General features: G+C 44.7%; 15 protein-coding genes. 14 read left to right on the top strand and 1 reads right to left on the bottom strand.

The annotated features are described in order from the left end of the window. The first annotated feature begins 63 nt into the window (after nt 1–63). From tmk to ACESR9_RS05695, 8 genes are all read left to right on the top strand, one after another. Nucleotides 64–702 (top strand): dTMP kinase, encoded by a 639-nt coding sequence (tmk, locus tag ACESR9_RS05730; protein WP_049488516.1) that lies wholly within the window; start codon nt 64–66, stop codon nt 700–702. Next, entirely contained in the window at nt 699–1,592 is an 894-nt protein-coding gene (locus ACESR9_RS05725) for a DNA polymerase III subunit delta' (RefSeq protein WP_373105970.1), read from the top strand. Before tmk ends, ACESR9_RS05725 begins: the two co-directional genes overlap by 4 nt. Nucleotides 1,593–1,601: 9 nt before the next feature. After that, entirely contained in the window at nt 1,602–1,922 is a 321-nt protein-coding gene (gene yabA, locus ACESR9_RS05720) for a DNA replication initiation control protein YabA (RefSeq protein ID WP_003005416.1), read from the top strand. A gap of 2 nt (nt 1,923–1,924) precedes the next feature. Continuing rightward, nucleotides 1,925–2,782: a 16S rRNA (cytidine(1402)-2'-O)-methyltransferase gene (gene rsmI, locus ACESR9_RS05715; RefSeq protein WP_049488520.1), complete on the top strand. Its 858-nt coding sequence runs from the start codon at nt 1,925–1,927 to the stop codon at nt 2,780–2,782. 17 nt (nt 2,783–2,799) lie between these two features. Continuing rightward, nucleotides 2,800–3,381 carry a GNAT family N-acetyltransferase gene (locus ACESR9_RS05710; protein WP_003017544.1) on the top strand — a complete coding sequence of 194 codons (582 nt, stop codon included), beginning with the start codon at nt 2,800–2,802 and terminating at the stop codon, nt 3,379–3,381. Next, a complete protein-coding gene (locus ACESR9_RS05705) occupies nt 3,365–3,856 on the top strand; it encodes a methylated-DNA--[protein]-cysteine S-methyltransferase (protein ID WP_223325162.1) in 492 nt (163 codons plus the stop codon). The genes ACESR9_RS05710 and ACESR9_RS05705 overlap by 17 nt, the downstream gene beginning before the upstream one ends. A 5-nt stretch (nt 3,857–3,861) precedes the next feature. Then, entirely contained in the window at nt 3,862–4,215 is a 354-nt protein-coding gene (locus ACESR9_RS05700) for an arsenate reductase family protein (protein WP_223325160.1), read from the top strand. Nucleotides 4,216–4,299: 84 nt separating this feature from the next. Then, a complete protein-coding gene (locus tag ACESR9_RS05695) occupies nt 4,300–5,841 on the top strand; it encodes an ABC-F family ATP-binding cassette domain-containing protein (RefSeq protein ID WP_373105964.1) in 1,542 nt (513 codons plus the stop codon). Nucleotides 5,842–6,164: 323 nt separating this feature from the next. Here ACESR9_RS05695 and ACESR9_RS05690 read toward each other — a convergent pair whose 3' ends face one another. Further along, nucleotides 6,165–7,010 (bottom strand): peptidylprolyl isomerase, encoded by an 846-nt coding sequence (locus ACESR9_RS05690; RefSeq protein ID WP_024054832.1) that lies wholly within the window; start codon nt 7,008–7,010, stop codon nt 6,165–6,167. Between the two features lie 555 nt (nt 7,011–7,565). Here ACESR9_RS05690 and ACESR9_RS05685 point away from each other — a divergent pair. From ACESR9_RS05685 to ACESR9_RS05660, 6 genes are all read left to right on the top strand, one after another. Next, a complete protein-coding gene (locus ACESR9_RS05685) occupies nt 7,566–8,015 on the top strand; it encodes a hypothetical protein (protein WP_257738976.1) in 450 nt (149 codons plus the stop codon). A 63-nt stretch (nt 8,016–8,078) separates the two neighbouring features. Further along, nucleotides 8,079–8,582, top strand: coding sequence for a hypothetical protein (locus ACESR9_RS05680; protein WP_257738977.1), 504 nt, complete (start codon nt 8,079–8,081; stop codon nt 8,580–8,582). Between the two features lie 96 nt (nt 8,583–8,678). Next, complete coding sequence (locus tag ACESR9_RS05675) at nt 8,679–9,221, top strand: hypothetical protein (protein WP_257738978.1); 543 nt, start codon at nt 8,679–8,681, stop codon at nt 9,219–9,221. Between the two features lie 98 nt (nt 9,222–9,319). Beyond that, complete coding sequence (locus ACESR9_RS05670; protein ID WP_373105961.1) at nt 9,320–11,680, top strand: DNA translocase FtsK; 2,361 nt, start codon at nt 9,320–9,322, stop codon at nt 11,678–11,680. 66 nt (nt 11,681–11,746) lie between these two features. After that, nucleotides 11,747–12,133, top strand: a complete 387-nt coding sequence (gene gloA2, locus ACESR9_RS05665; RefSeq protein ID WP_155167469.1) for an SMU1112c/YaeR family gloxylase I-like metalloprotein — start codon at nt 11,747–11,749, stop codon at nt 12,131–12,133. Between the two features lie 8 nt (nt 12,134–12,141). Then, on the top strand, nt 12,142–14,460 hold the full coding sequence (locus ACESR9_RS05660) for an HAD-IC family P-type ATPase (protein ID WP_373105957.1): 2,319 nt from the start codon (nt 12,142–12,144) through the stop codon (nt 14,458–14,460). Nucleotides 14,461–14,497: the final 37 nt, after the last annotated feature.

The raw sequence follows: 14,497 nt of genomic DNA, 5'->3' as shown, positions 1-14,497 counted from the left end.
AATACAAGATTTTTACCCTTATTTTTGGTAAAATAAAAAGTAGAAAACTAGAAAGAGGATATTATGGTAAACGGTACATTAATTTCATTTGAAGGTCCAGAAGGAGCGGGGAAATCATCGGTCCTAGAAGCCGTTTTGCCTCTACTTGAAGAAAAAGGAATTCCTTTTATTACAACCCGCGAACCAGGTGGTGTAGACATTGCAGAAAAGATCCGCCAAGTCATTTTAGATCCAGACCATACTCGTATGGATGCCAAGACCGAGTTGTTGCTCTATATTGCTAGTCGCCGGCAGCATTTGGTGGAACGTGTCTTGCCAGCCCTTGTAGCTGGAAAGGTTGTCTTGATGGACCGCTTTGTTGATAGCTCGGTCGCTTATCAAGGGTATGGTCGCGGTCTGAGTGTGGAAGATATCGAGTGGCTCAATCAATTCGCGACAGATGGTCTTAAACCAGACCTCACCCTTTACTTTGATCTGGATGTCGAAGAAGGGCTCGCCCGGATTGCCAAAAACCAAGAGCGGGAAGTCAATCGTTTGGATTTGGAAGGTTTGGAGCTTCACCAAAAAGTCAGACAAGGTTATTTGGCCTTGTATGAAAAGGAACCAGAGCGCATTGTGAAAATCGATGCCAGTCAATCCTTTGAAGCAGTCTTTGCGGATGTCTTGGCTGTTTTAGAAAATCGCTTGGGGATATTGAAATGAAGCTAGAAGAGATCCAACAGCTCCAGCCAGAATTGGTGGAGCGCTTCACCCAGATCTTGGAACACAAACAGCTCAGTCATGCTTATCTCTTTACGGGTTCTTTTGCCAGTTTTGAGATGGCCCTCTTGCTAGCTCAAAGTCAATTTTGCGAAGATTTGCAGGGAGTCTGGCCTTGTGGCAACTGCCGGTCCTGCCGCTTGATTGCTGAAGAAGAATTCTCAGACGTGAAGATCGTGCGTCCGGTCAACCAGATCATTAAGACGGACCGTATTCGTTCGCTGGTTCAAGACTTTTCTCAATCAGGGTTTGAAGGAAGCCGGCAGGTCTTTATCGTCCAAGATGCGGATAAGATGCATACCAATGCGGCGAACTCTCTCTTAAAAGTCATGGAAGAGCCCCAGAGTGAGATCTATCTCTTCTTGTTGACATCCGATGAAAACTTGATCTTACCGACCATCAAGAGTCGGGCCCAGCAGGTCCATTTTCCTAAAAAGCAAGCCTACCTAACCGAACTGCTAGAAAAAGAAGGCTTGATCAAATCACAGGCAAATTTAGTAGCTCGTTTTAGTTTTAATCTCGAAGAGGCAGAGCAGCAAAAAAAGAATGCTACGTTTTTTGAACTGGCAAAAGTTTGTGATCAATTCATCGAACGTTGTCAATCCAATTTGAATCGTGCCTATTTGGAAGTGACCTGCTTAGTGAGCCTAGCAGATGATAAAGAAAAACAAAGCCAGGCCTTTCGTTTGATGGAGTTGGCTTTAGAAGAGCAGTTGCGCTTGAGTAGATCCCAGCAGTTGCTTGATAAATTGAGTCTTGCTCGCAGGATGTGGAAGGCCAATGTTTCTTTTCAAAATGCTCTAGAATATATGGTTTTGAGCTTAGAAAGTTAAGGAGTCAGAATGAATAAAAAAGAATTATTTGATGCTTTAGACGGCTTTTCTCAGAATTTGTTGGTCACCTTGGCTGAAGTCGAAGCCATCAAGAAAAATTTGAAACAAGTCATCGAAGAAAATACAGCTCTTCGCTTAGAAAATGATAAATTGAGAGAGCGTTTGGGGGAAGTTGAGAAGACTTCATCCGCAAAGTCGCAACACCATGGCCGTGAAAATTTGCAACGTATTTACAACGACGGTTTTCATATCTGCACTTATTCCTATGGTCAACGCCGTGAGAACGATGAAGAGTGTATGTTTTGTGACGAGTTGTTATTTAGGGAGTAAATATGCAGATCCAACGAAGTTTTAAAGGGGAAAAGAAAACTGGGGTGCTTTATCTGGTCCCAACACCGATCGGTAACCGGGAGGATATGAGTTACCGCATGGTCCAGACCTTAAAGGATGTGGACTTGATCGCAGCTGAGGATACTAGAAATACAGGCCTCTTGCTCAAGCATTTTGAGATTACGACACCCCAGACCAGCTTTCATGAGCACAATGCCATGGAGAAAATTCCTGATCTGATCGCCCATTTAGAATCCGGAAAGGATGTGGCACAAGTCTCAGATGCAGGACTTCCTAGTATCTCTGACCCCGGTCATGATTTGGTCAAGGCAGCGATTGAACGAGAGATTCCTGTCGTAGCTGTGCCTGGTCCTAGTGCGGGTATAACGGGTTTGATTGCCAGTGGCCTAGCCCCTCAACCTCATATTTTTTATGGATTTCTGCCTCGCAAAGAGGGGCAACAGAAGGCCTTTTTCCAAGAAAAAGTGGCCTATCCGGAGACCCAGATCTTTTATGAATCGCCTCATCGAGTAAAGGCAACCTTAGAGAATATGTTGGCTGTCTATGGGGATCGTCCTGTCGTCCTGGTTCGTGAATTAACCAAGATCTACGAGGAATATACTCGTGGCAGTATTTCTGAGTTAGTCGCATTTCTTGAAGAAAATCCCCTCAAAGGGGAGTGCCTCTTGATTGTCGAAGGAGCCAAGAAAGAAGAACTAGACCTAGAAGAGGTCGACTTGATCCAAGAGATCGATACCTTGGTCCAAGAGGGCATGAAGAAAAATCAAGCAATTAAACAGGTCGCTAAACAATACGGCCTGCAAAAGAGTGAGCTCTATGCTCGATACCATCAAGACTAGGAAAGGTTGGAAGCAGGATGGAAATTAGAATGGCTTATCCCAATGAGATTAAGCGAATTATGGAAATCATCCAAGATGCCAAGGAAAGCCTGGCTCAAAGACAGGTCGACCAGTGGCAGGATGGCTATCCAGATGAAGAGATCATTTTTGAGGATATTCTAGAAAGTCGAGGCTATGTGGCCGTTGAAGATCAGGAAGTTGTCGCCTATGCAGCTGTCTACAAGGGCAACGAAGCGGCCTATAATGAGATTTACGATGGCAAGTGGGAGCATGACAACTATATGTATGTCACTTTTCACCGCGTCGCTGTAGCCAAAGAAGCTGCTGGCAAAGGGGTGGCTCAGACCTTCCTTCAAGGTTTAATCGAAGGGGAAAAAGGGCCGGATTTCCGTTGCGATACGCACCCGGATAATGTGGTGATGCAGCATTTACTTGAAAAATTGGGCTACCATTATTGTGGAAAGGTCCCTATTGATGGAGTCCGTCTGGCTTATCAAAAGATCAAGCGAAAAGCAGAAACCAGTCTATTCCAAGTGGTCTCAGAAGAGGACCGCTGGGACCAAAGAGCAGAAGCGGCCTACAATGACTCTCTATCTTAAACAATTTTATGAAAGTCCTATGGGGCTTCTTTCGATCATTGTCAGTGAGGAAGGCCTTGTAGAGCTTGATTTTTATGATCCGAAAGAGGATGCGCCTGATCCCTATGGGGCGCTGGAGCAGGTCCATCCCTACCATGAGAAGGTGAAGGAGTGGTTGGACCATTATTTTGCGGGAGATCCAATCCCTATCAGCTTTCCACTAGCGCCACAAGGAACAGCCTTTCAAGAGCGAGTGTGGCAGTTATTGCGAGAGATCCCATATGGTGAGACCAAGACCTATGGCCAACTTGCCCAGGATCTTTCTTGTGGTTCAGCCCAGGCCGTGGGACAGGCTGTTGGACGCAATCCCTTAACGATCTTAGTCCCTTGTCACCGCGTGATGGGAAAAGATGGACAACTGACGGGCTATGCGTCTGGACTCGATCGCAAACGCTGGCTCTTACACCATGAAGGAATTATCTGGAAGGAGAAATAAAATCGATGTATACCTTTATTGAATACCCAAAATGTTCGACTTGTCGAAAGGCTAAATCAGAATTGGACGGTCTCCAATGTGAGTTTCAAAGCCAAAATATTGTCACAGAAACACCTACTAGCAAAGAATTGCAAGACTGGATGGCAGCGTCTGGCCTACCGATCAAGTCTTTCTTTAATACTAGCGGGATGAAATACCGGGAACTCGGTTTGAAAGATAAGGTGGATCAACTGACAGTGAAAGAAGCGGCGGATCTCCTTTCTTCAGACGGTATGCTAATCAAGCGGCCTCTGCTTGTCAAAGACGGAAAAGTGGTTCAAGTGGGCTACCGGAAACCATACGCAGACTTAGGTTTGTAAAAGAAAAGGGAGTTGGGCTCCCTTTTCTTTTTGTAGTGAAGATGATATAATCATACGAGTGAAATCAATGAAAGAGAGTCAAGCATGAGTATTTTAGAAGTGAAAAATTTGAGTCACGGTTTTGGGGATCGTGCGATTTTTGAGGATGTGTCCTTCCGTTTGCTAAAGGGAGAGCATATCGGTTTTGTCGGGGCCAATGGTGAGGGGAAATCGACCTTCATGAGCATTGTGACGGGTAAAATGCAACCTGACGAAGGGAAGGTGGAGTGGTCTAAGTACGTGACGGCAGGTTACCTGGATCAGCATTCGGTCTTAGAAGAAGGACAAACGGTTCGCGATGTCTTACGGACCGCTTTTGATGAGTTGTTCACAGCTGAAGCTCGCATCAATGACCTCTATATGGCCATGGCGGAAGAGGGAGCCGATGTCGATGCTTTGATGGAAGAGGTTGGAGAACTCCAAGAGCGTCTAGAAAGTCGTGATTTTTATACCTTGGATGCCAAGATCGATGAAGTGGCGCGTGCTCTTGGGGTCATGGACTTTGGCATGGACACGGATGTGACCTCCTTGTCAGGAGGGCAACGGACCAAGGTCCTCTTGGCCAAACTCTTACTTGAGAAACCAGATATCCTTCTCTTGGACGAGCCAACCAACTATTTAGATGCAGAGCACATCGATTGGCTCAAACGCTATTTGCAGAATTATGAAAATGCCTTTGTCCTCATTTCTCACGATATTCCTTTCTTGAACGATGTGATCAACATCGTCTACCATGTGGAAAATCAGCAGTTGACCCGTTATTCTGGGGACTACTACCAATTCCTCGAAGTTTACGAAATGAAGAAATCGCAATTGGAAGCGGCTTATGAGCGTCAGCAAAAAGAGATTGCTGATTTGAAAGATTTCGTAGCCCGCAATAAGGCGCGTGTGGCTACACGGAACATGGCCATGTCTCGTCAGAAGAAGCTGGACAAGATGGAACTCATTGAGTTGCAAAGTGAGAAACCAAAGCCATCCTTTGAGTTTAAAAATGCCCGCACTCCGGGACGCTTTATCTTCCAAGCTAAGGATCTCCAGATTGGCTATGACCGTCCTTTGACCAAGCCTTTGAACTTAACGTTTGAACGCAATCAAAAAGTTGCCATCATCGGGGCCAATGGGATCGGGAAAACCACTCTCTTGAAGAGCTTGCTAGGAATCATCCCACCGATTGCTGGAGAAGTAGAGCGGGGAGATTACCTAGAACTTGGCTACTTCGAGCAAGAGGTCGAAGGTGGCAATCGCCAGACACCGCTTGAAGCAGTCTGGAATGCCTTTCCAGCTCTCAACCAAGCGGAAGTCCGTGCCGCCCTTGCCCGCTGTGGCTTGACCACCAAACATATCGAGAGCCAAATCCAGGTGTTATCCGGTGGAGAGCAAGCCAAGGTACGCTTCTGTCTCTTGATGAATCGTGAAAACAATGTCTTGGTACTAGACGAGCCAACCAACCACTTGGATGTAGATGCCAAAGAAGAATTGAAACGGGCTCTGAAAGAGTACAAAGGATCGATTCTCATGGTTTGCCACGAACCAGACTTCTATGAAGGCTGGATGGACCAAATCTGGGACTTTAATGAATTGACGTAAAGACAAAAAGAGAACCGCATGGTTCTCTTTTCAGATTCTTTTTAGAAACTTTCCTTAGGTGAGTACGGAGGTTAGGTGAAATTATCCAGTGGATGATTTCAGCAATCCAGGAAGTTCCATGACTAATTATTGAGCCTAAGGTCTCAATAATTCCGTGTGCCTGAAACAAATCTGTTTCAGGCACTTTTCTCACGGTGGAAAGTTTCAGTAGATGAATGACTTAAATAATTAGAATTCATTTTTTTACCAATGAATCTATTAGCTAATTTTATGTAAAATGTTTATCAATATCTTAAAAAGAGAACCTCTCGGTTCTCTTTTCATTATTTCTTGAAATTGTAGTCTTTTAAGATCTCGATTTTTTCAATCTTGATGTCTGTTTTTGGTTTGTCCTTATCATCAGTTTCGGCAGAGGCGATTTTATCCACCACATCCATGCCATCGATCACTTGGCCAAAGACAGTGTAGTTACCACCATCGAGGGTTGGATTTCCACCATTTTTATAAGCATCGATGATCTTAGCTGGGAAGCGATCAGTTGGGAGTTTACTTGAAATATCATCCTTATTTTGGTTGATATAGAATTGACTGCCATTGGTATTTGGACCAGAATTGGCCATGGCAAGGGCTCCACGAAGGTTGTAAAGGTATGGAGAATACTCATTCTCAAAACCAGTACCTGAATCTTTGGATTTGTCTTTGCCCTTCCAGATGGATTCGCCACCAGTACCATCTCCCTTAGGATCTCCAGTTTGGATCATAAAGTTGTTAATGACACGGTGGAAAAGTAAGCCATTGTAGTAGCCTTCTTTTGCATGGGTCAAGAAGTTTTCAACTGCAAGGGGCGCATATTTAGGGAAGAGCTTCACAGTGATATCGCCTTCAGTTGTTGTGATTTTAACCTCTGCTTCGTCTTCAGCCACATCAGTTGAGAGTTGTGGGAAGACGGCATTTTCATTGGTCATGGCATCGTTAAAATCTTTGCGCAGTTGTTCTAATTTCTTTTGTTCTTCTTCAATTTTCTTTTGATCTTTTTCACTAGAGCTAGAAGTTGCTGTCTGCTCTGTCTTTTCTTTGCTTGAGCTTGAAGAGTTAGCGTCAGTCTTATTAGACGAACAAGCTGTCAAAGCCAAGCCGGAAAATAATAGTAGTGCGATTAATTTTTTCATATTCTTCCTTTCCAACATAGTTGTCTTTCTCTATTGTACCTTAATTTTGCGATACTTTCAAATCTGGATGAAAATCTCTATTCACTAGAGTTGTTTAAAGATCGACAAGGCTTGATAAATCACTAATTAAGAAGGAAGTTGCGTAGAGATAGAAAATTCGGTATGATGGGAGTTGAACTTTTTTGTTGGGAACCGAGCTGATTCCTTAAAAAACAAATCATGAATGGTGAGGTTACAAATTGGATTATAAAACTCTACGAAAAAACTATAGACTCTATATTCGATCTGCTGGCTTTTTGGCAATGCTTCTCATTATTTGCATTGGGTTCGTGGTCAGAGATACTCTTCTTCAGACTGCTTCGCTCTTATTGGTCCTTGCAGGCTTGTTTTTATTCATCAAATGGCTTAAGAAGAGCTACGCCAACAAGTGCAATACCTTGCTACATGTAGACTTAGATTTAGCTTTTTGGCAACAATACCTTCAGTTGAACAAGAATGTAAAAAAAAGCTATTTCACAGATAGATATTAAGCTGACATCGGTCGCATATTCGTTTATGATGGGAGATTTCGATGCTGTCATAAAGGAAGCTAGAGAAGCAATAAGTCAGACGGATTGTCCGCAGAAATATAAGAACTTTTTTGAAAGTTACCTTATTCGTTCGATCGTGCTGACAGATCCTGATTTGTCTAGAGAAGAGCTAGAGGCTCAGTTAAATGGATTGACCATTACAGACCCTATACTGGCTGAGAAAACAAAAGAGGTCTGTCTCGCTCTTTATGATTTAACCATTGCGCACCAAAGCAATGATTATTTTGAAGACTTAAGCAATGACTTCAAGTATCAGCAGTTGGAAATCATCTACTACCAAGCCTTGAATGCTGCTCTCAAAGGAGATAAGCATAGAGCGAAGGAGCTCTTTCGCAAGTTGATTTTAGAAGATGAGTCGCTCTATATCGTTCGAAAGGCTCAACAATACTTGAAGGATGAAGGCAATCATCTGTAAATTCTACAATCGAAATAGAGATTAAATGAAAGAACCGGAGAAAACACAAGGAGTTATTAAAAAATGGATAAGAATTTTAAGGAGATGTCGTTTGATGAATTGAAATGTTACCGCAGAGAAGGTCTATGGAGATCTTTGGGACTATTGCTGGTCATTATTTTAGTGATTGTGGGAATGGTCTTGATGGAAGTGAATCATGTTTCTCCGTCCAATCAGAATCGTTTTCGGGTTATTGGTTTGACAACGGTCATTGCGCTCTTTGGCTACCTGAAGCCTCTGATGGCAGCAAATCGCGTGATGCTAGACCATCCGGATTGGATTAAGAAATCGGGTTTTCGAGCGAAAATTCCCTTGCCGATGGATTGGCATGTCAAAAGACTTTGCGTCCTTGGAGCGAGTCTCTTGGTGATTGGAGTAGGCTTTGTCTCGTCATTCAAACCACAAGTCCAACAGACAAATTTACAAGATCAAATCGATATGATTCAAACGGATCATGACTTGGAAAGAGAACAAAAAGTCGATCAAGTTCTAGATACCATCACACCGGATGATAAAAAATCTGAGTAAGATCTATTTCGGAACCTCGTCATCAGGAAGCTTTCTTGATCGACAGGTTCTTTTTATTTTGTTATGATACAATCAATGATAGATAGGAGAGATCTTATGACGACTATTTCAGATGTACTAGAAAAATTTTATGCAGATCATGAAGTGAAACCCTATATTTCACCTGAGAGGGATTTGGAAGCTTGGTTTTTGGATCCAAAGCCTGTTTCCAAACGAAATATGGAGCTCCTTCGAGATGGCTTGCTTGCTGGGGATATCATTCTCTTGTGGCGGATCCATTTTGGAACGTTTACGACAGAGACTTGGTTTCCTAAGTACTTCGAATATACTTATGGGATTCATGCTTCGGAACACTTGAAGGTTTTGGTGGAGAAGGGCTATGCTTTTATCGAATCCGCTTTTGATTCACTGGACCATATCAATGCGACCATGAAAAAAGCCATTCTCAAAAAGAAGGGGGTCACTGGCTTGTCCAAGATGAAAGCGGCTGATTTGAACCAAGCTTTGGCTGACCATTTTACGGAAGAAGAGTTGGAGCAACAGTTCGCGATTCGAGGCTATCAGTTAACGGACAAAGGAAAGCAAGCGCTGAAAGACTATCAAGCCACCATTGACCGCCACCCCAAGAAAAACATCTAAAACAGTGCCTACTCGGTGCTGTTTTTTACTTTATACTGCAAAATTGAGGAAATGATTTTACTAGAGAACTGGCTTGGAATTGTGATATAATAAAAGTTATGGCAAACAATAATCAATCAAAAAAAACACGGTCGACGAGACGACTGTCCAAAGCAGAATTAGAAAGAAAAAAAGCAATTCATCGCATGATTGTGACCATTCTGATTAGTCTGGTTTTAGTCTTTGCGGCTTTGAAATTGGGAGCAGTAGGGGTCTTGGCCTACAACTTAGTCCGACTCTTTGTTGGGAGTTTGGCTTACTTGGCTATTTTAGCGACCTTTTTCTACCTCTATGCCTTTAAATGGCTGGATAAACACGAAGGGGTGATTTCAGGATTCCTAAGCTTCTTTGCTGGGCTTCTCTTGATGTTTCAGGCCTTCTTTGTATCCTCCCTTCATTTAGACAATAATGGGATCAAGGTCACCTTTTCAAGAATCATGGCGGACCTGATTCATCTGCGAGTGGAGAGCTTTGCCGGTGGTGGTATGATCGGTGCCCTTCTTTATGCTCCGATTTCCTTCCTGTTTTCAAATATTGGCTCTTATTTTATTGGCCTTCTCTTTATTGGATTGGGGATTCTCTTGATGAGTCCTTACTCCATCTATGATTTATTTGAAAAGGGTTCAGAAGCCTTCCACGCTTCTATGGAAAAACGCAAAGAACGTCGCGAGCAGAAATTCCTTGAAAATGAAGCGAGAGCTGCTGAGGAAGCTGCTGCAGCTGAAAGAGAGCAAGAAGAAGCAAGTGCAGTTCTTCCAACTCCCCTTTCAATGGAAGGGCATCCTGTAGACCCTGAAACGGGAGAGGTGTTGGCGGAAGAGCCGTTCACAGAGTCCTTCCCAGAAGCTGAAATTGTCGCACCAGCAACACCAGAGATCTACCTGCCAGATGAAGAATGGCCTGAAGATCCTGAAGCATACGAAGAGCTTCCAGTAGCCGAAGAATTCGAAGACGATGGGGAAGAAGTTCAAGTGGATTTCACACCTAAGGAACTCCTCCAGTACAAGCTTCCAACCATTGATCTCTTCGCACCTGATAAGCCGAAAAACCAATCCAAAGAGAAAAACATCGTTCGCCAGAACATTCGTATTTTGGAAGAAACCTTTGCAAGCTTCAATATCAAGGCGACAGTGGAGCGGGCAGAAATCGGTCCTTCTGTCACTAAGTATGAGGTCAAGCCAGCTGTCGGTGTGCGGGTCAACCGCATCTCCAATCTAGCAGATGATTTGGCCTTGGCACTAGCAGCCAAGGATGTGCGGATTGAAGCACCGATTCCAGGGAAGTCTCTGGTCGGGATTGAAGTGCCCAACTCAGAGATTGCGACTGTTTCCTTCCGTGAATTGTGGGAGCAGTCCAAAACAGACCCAGCTAAACTCCTTGAGATTCCTCTTGGGAAGGCTGTAGATGGCTCGGCACGAACCTTTGATTTGGCTCGGATGCCCCACCTCTTGGTAGCGGGTTCTACTGGATCTGGTAAGTCAGTAGCGGTCAATGGGATTATTTCGAGTATCTTGATGAAGGCCCGTCCGGACGAAGTCAAGTTTATGATGGTCGATCCTAAGATGGTGGAGCTTTCTGTCTACAATGATATTCCTCACCTTTTGATCCCAGTGGTGACCAACCCACGCAAGGCCAGTCGAGCCCTGCAGAAGGTCGTTGATGAGATGGAAAATCGCTATGAGCTCTTCTCGAAAGTGGGTGCTCGTAATATTGCTGGCTTTAATGCCAAGGTGGCTGAGTACAATGCCCAGTCTGAGATGAAGCAAGTGCCCCTTCCATTGATCGTGGTCATTGTCGATGAGCTGGCAGACTTGATGATGGTCGCAAGTAAAGAAGTGGAAGATGCCATTATCCGCCTTGGACAAAAGGCGCGTGCGGCGGGGATCCACATGATCCTTGCAACTCAACGGCCATCGGTTGACGTTATCTCAGGTTTGATCAAGGCCAATGTGCCTTCCCGTGTCGCTTTTGCGGTATCATCTGGAACCGACTCACGGACCATCTTGGATGAAAATGGCGCAGAGAAATTGCTCGGTCGTGGGGACATGCTCTTTAAACCGATCGATGAAAATCATCCAATCCGTCTACAAGGATCCTTTATCTCAGATGACGATGTGGAGCAGATTGTCAACTTTGTCAAAGAGCAGGCAGAAGCTGATTATGATGATGCCTTTGATCCAGGCGAAGTATCGGAGTCGGACTTTGACGGAGGCATGGGTGGCTTAGACGAAGGTGATCCTCTCTTTGAAGAGGCCAAAACGCTCGTCATCGAGACCCAAAAAGCCAGTGCTTCAATGATCCAGCGCCGCTTATCGGTTGGTTTTAACCGGGCGACTCGCCTCATGGAAGAGTTGGAAGCAGCGGGTGTGATTGGACCAGCTGAAGGGACCAAGCCTCGAAAAGTATTGCAACAATCATAAGGATAGGGAAAAAGGGCATATGCCCCACTCCCTTTTCTTTTTATAGAAAATAGAAAGTAGGACCAGATGAAGTTAGACACGATTCATCATATTGCCATCATTGGACGGGATCGCGACGCCATGTTGCATTTTTATGTGGACCAGTTGGGCTTTGCGATTGTCAGTGAGTATGACCGTCCCGAACGCAGAGATATCTTGATCAATCTCCGCCAAGGGGAGTTGACTTTAGAACTCTTTATCAAACCGACGGCCCCAGAACGGCCTAAGCTCCCCTTGCCCGAGCATGCGGGACTGCGTCATCTGGCCTTTAAAGTGGACGATGTAGAGACCTATCTAGCTAGATTGGATCAGCTAGGTATTGAGAATACAGGCCTTCGCTATGATGATTTTGATGGCAAGAAGATGGCATTTTTCTTCGATCCAGAAGGATTGCCCTTGGAAATACATGAGTGAGGAAAGCAATGGTTAGATTAGAAGGACTCAGTCAGGAAGAAGTAGCGAAAAAGATCCAAGAGGGCAAGCAAAATAAGGTCACGATTAAGACAGAAAAAAGTATTGGGCAGATCATTCGAGACAATGTCTTTACTTACTTTAATCTGATTTTCCTGGTCTTGGCGGTCTTGCTGGTAGCAGTGAAGTCTTGGAACAATCTCTTGTTTGTCCCGGTCGTCGTGGTCAACTCCTTGGTTGGAATTGTGCAGGAAGTCCGTTCTCGACGGATCTTGCGTCAGATGCAATTTTTACACATGAGTGAGGCGGTCGCTCTTCGCGAAGGAAAAGAAGTCACTCTACCTATCGACCAGCTGGTGGAGGGCGATCTGGTTCGCTTTCAAGCTGGAGACCAGATCTATGCGGATGGGGTCTTGCTGGAGGGCGAGCTAAAAGTCGATGAGTCGCAATTGACAGGTGAAGCTGATGAGGTCAAAAAAGGAGCGCAAGACGCGCTCATGTCAGGTAGCTTTGTGATCGCTGGTCAGGGTTTAGCGCGATTGGAAAAAGTTGGGAACGACTCCTACATCAACCAATTGAGCTTGGAAGCCAAGCAAGTCAAGTCTCATGAGGAGTCCGATATGGTCCATGCGGTCAATCGTATTGTGGGGATCATTGGTCTTCTTATCATTCCGCTAGGCTCGCTCCTTTTTCTTCGTAGCTATATCAGCCTAGGCGATAGCCTCAAGCTCAGTGTGACTTCAACAGTCGGGGCCTTGATCGGGATGATTCCAGAAGGCTTGTATCTATTGATGACCTTGGCTCTGGCTCTAGGTGCTGTCAGATTGGCTAAGGAAAAGGTTCTGCTCAATAGCATGAAGGGGATTGAGACCTTATCGCGCGTGGATGTCCTTTGTGTCGATAAGACAGGGACCATTACAGAGCCAGGTATGGAAGTAACAGAGATTCGTCCAGTTAAAGACGCTCAAGACTTGGAAGCTCTAGCTCAGTATGTAGGAGCTAGTATGGATCAAAACGATACCATGGATGCCATCCGAAAATTTCACAAGACTCCGGTCAGCCAGCCTTGGAAAGCTGTCGACGTTCAGCCCTTCACGTCTAAGAAAAAGTATGGGGCCATTACCTTTGAATCTGGGATCTATGTATTGGGGGCTCCAGAATTTGTCTTACGAGAGGGCTTCTCTGAGCTTGAACAAGAGATAGCTCCTGCTACTCAGGCAGGGAATCGGGTCTTGGCCTTTGGGAAATATAAGGGAGAACACCTGGGAGAGACTTTAGAAGCTCCTGTAGACTTGGTAGCCTGGATTATTCTCTCCAATCCTTTGAGAAAAAATGCCAAAGAAACCTTCGCCTACTTTAAACAACAAGGAGTGACCATTAAGGTTATCTCAGGGGACAACCCTGCTACAGTCTCAGCTATTGCACAAAAAGCAGGCATTAAAGGAGCAGAAGATATAATCGATGCCAGAACCTTACTGACGGAAGAAGATTTGCACCAAGCGGCGAGCCAATATACGGTCTTTGGTCGGGTGACACCAGAGCAAAAGAAAAGCTTTGTAGAAGGCTTGCAGGCAAAGGGGCATAAAGTCGCCATGACCGGAGATGGCGTCAACGATATTCTGGCCCTCAAAACAGCGGATTGTAGTATTGCGATGGAATCTGGAAATGATGCGACCAAAAAGATGGCGCAAGTGGTCTTACTGGATTCTGACTTTGGGAAGATGCCGTCCATCGTGGCAGAAGGGCGGCGGGTGGTCAATAATATTCAACGATCAGCCAGTCTCTTTTTGATCAAGAATATCTTTTCCATTTTGTTGGCTATCTCAGTGACGCTCTTAGCCTTTACCTATCCCATCATGCCGTCGCAGATGTCTTTGATCAGTGGTTTTACGATTGGGATTCCAGGATTCTTCCTAGCGCTTGAGCCCAATAGCGAGCGCATCAAAGGGCGCTTTATCGAAACGGTCTTTAAAAATGCGCTACCTGCTGCCTTGACGGATTTTATACTGATCTTCAGTCTGGTATTGCTCTCTTCAACATTTGGCATGAGGTCGGAAGAACTCTCGAGTGCAGCCATCTGCTTGATGGCCTTCGTTGGCTTTACGATCATCTATCAAGAATCCCAGCCTCTCAATCACTACAAGAGACTGGTTCTTCTAGGAAATATCCTAGCCTTCCTGGTTTCAAGTAGTATCTTAGGGAGATTCTTTAACATGAGCCCCTTGAGGCTTCAAACGCTGGTTATCTGCGCTATCATGGCAGTTCTTGCTCTCTTCTTGATTCAAGTATTCAAGAAACTAGTGGGCTGGTTCTTTCATCGAAAGAAATAAAAAAAAGACAACTCTTAAAGATAGAGTTGTCTCAGAT

It is taken from the genome of Streptococcus parasanguinis (assembly GCF_964238605.1).
GTDB lineage: Bacteria > Bacillota > Bacilli > Lactobacillales > Streptococcaceae > Streptococcus > Streptococcus parasanguinis_AJ.
This window is presented reverse-complemented; position numbering and strand designations above follow the sequence as displayed.

What these genes read in the sequence shown, in the direction of transcription:
- tmk (WP_049488516.1), top strand. Translation starts at nt 64, where the DNA reads ATGGTAAACGGTACATTAATTTCATTTGAAGGTCCAGAAGGAGCGGGG.
- ACESR9_RS05725 (WP_373105970.1), top strand. Translation starts at nt 699, where the DNA reads ATGAAGCTAGAAGAGATCCAACAGCTCCAGCCAGAATTGGTGGAGCGC.
- yabA (WP_003005416.1), top strand. Translation starts at nt 1,602, where the DNA reads ATGAATAAAAAAGAATTATTTGATGCTTTAGACGGCTTTTCTCAGAAT.
- rsmI (WP_049488520.1), top strand. Translation starts at nt 1,925, where the DNA reads ATGCAGATCCAACGAAGTTTTAAAGGGGAAAAGAAAACTGGGGTGCTT.
- ACESR9_RS05710 (WP_003017544.1), top strand. Translation starts at nt 2,800, where the DNA reads ATGGAAATTAGAATGGCTTATCCCAATGAGATTAAGCGAATTATGGAA.
- ACESR9_RS05705 (WP_223325162.1), top strand. Translation starts at nt 3,365, where the DNA reads ATGACTCTCTATCTTAAACAATTTTATGAAAGTCCTATGGGGCTTCTT.
- ACESR9_RS05700 (WP_223325160.1), top strand. Translation starts at nt 3,862, where the DNA reads ATGTATACCTTTATTGAATACCCAAAATGTTCGACTTGTCGAAAGGCT.
- ACESR9_RS05695 (WP_373105964.1), top strand. Translation starts at nt 4,300, where the DNA reads ATGAGTATTTTAGAAGTGAAAAATTTGAGTCACGGTTTTGGGGATCGT.
- ACESR9_RS05690 (WP_024054832.1), bottom strand. Translation starts at nt 7,010, where the DNA reads ATGAAAAAATTAATCGCACTACTATTATTTTCCGGCTTGGCTTTGACA.
- ACESR9_RS05685 (WP_257738976.1), top strand. Translation starts at nt 7,566, where the DNA reads ATGATGGGAGATTTCGATGCTGTCATAAAGGAAGCTAGAGAAGCAATA.
- ACESR9_RS05680 (WP_257738977.1), top strand. Translation starts at nt 8,079, where the DNA reads ATGGATAAGAATTTTAAGGAGATGTCGTTTGATGAATTGAAATGTTAC.
- ACESR9_RS05675 (WP_257738978.1), top strand. Translation starts at nt 8,679, where the DNA reads ATGACGACTATTTCAGATGTACTAGAAAAATTTTATGCAGATCATGAA.
- ACESR9_RS05670 (WP_373105961.1), top strand. Translation starts at nt 9,320, where the DNA reads ATGGCAAACAATAATCAATCAAAAAAAACACGGTCGACGAGACGACTG.
- gloA2 (WP_155167469.1), top strand. Translation starts at nt 11,747, where the DNA reads ATGAAGTTAGACACGATTCATCATATTGCCATCATTGGACGGGATCGC.
- ACESR9_RS05660 (WP_373105957.1), top strand. Translation starts at nt 12,142, where the DNA reads ATGGTTAGATTAGAAGGACTCAGTCAGGAAGAAGTAGCGAAAAAGATC.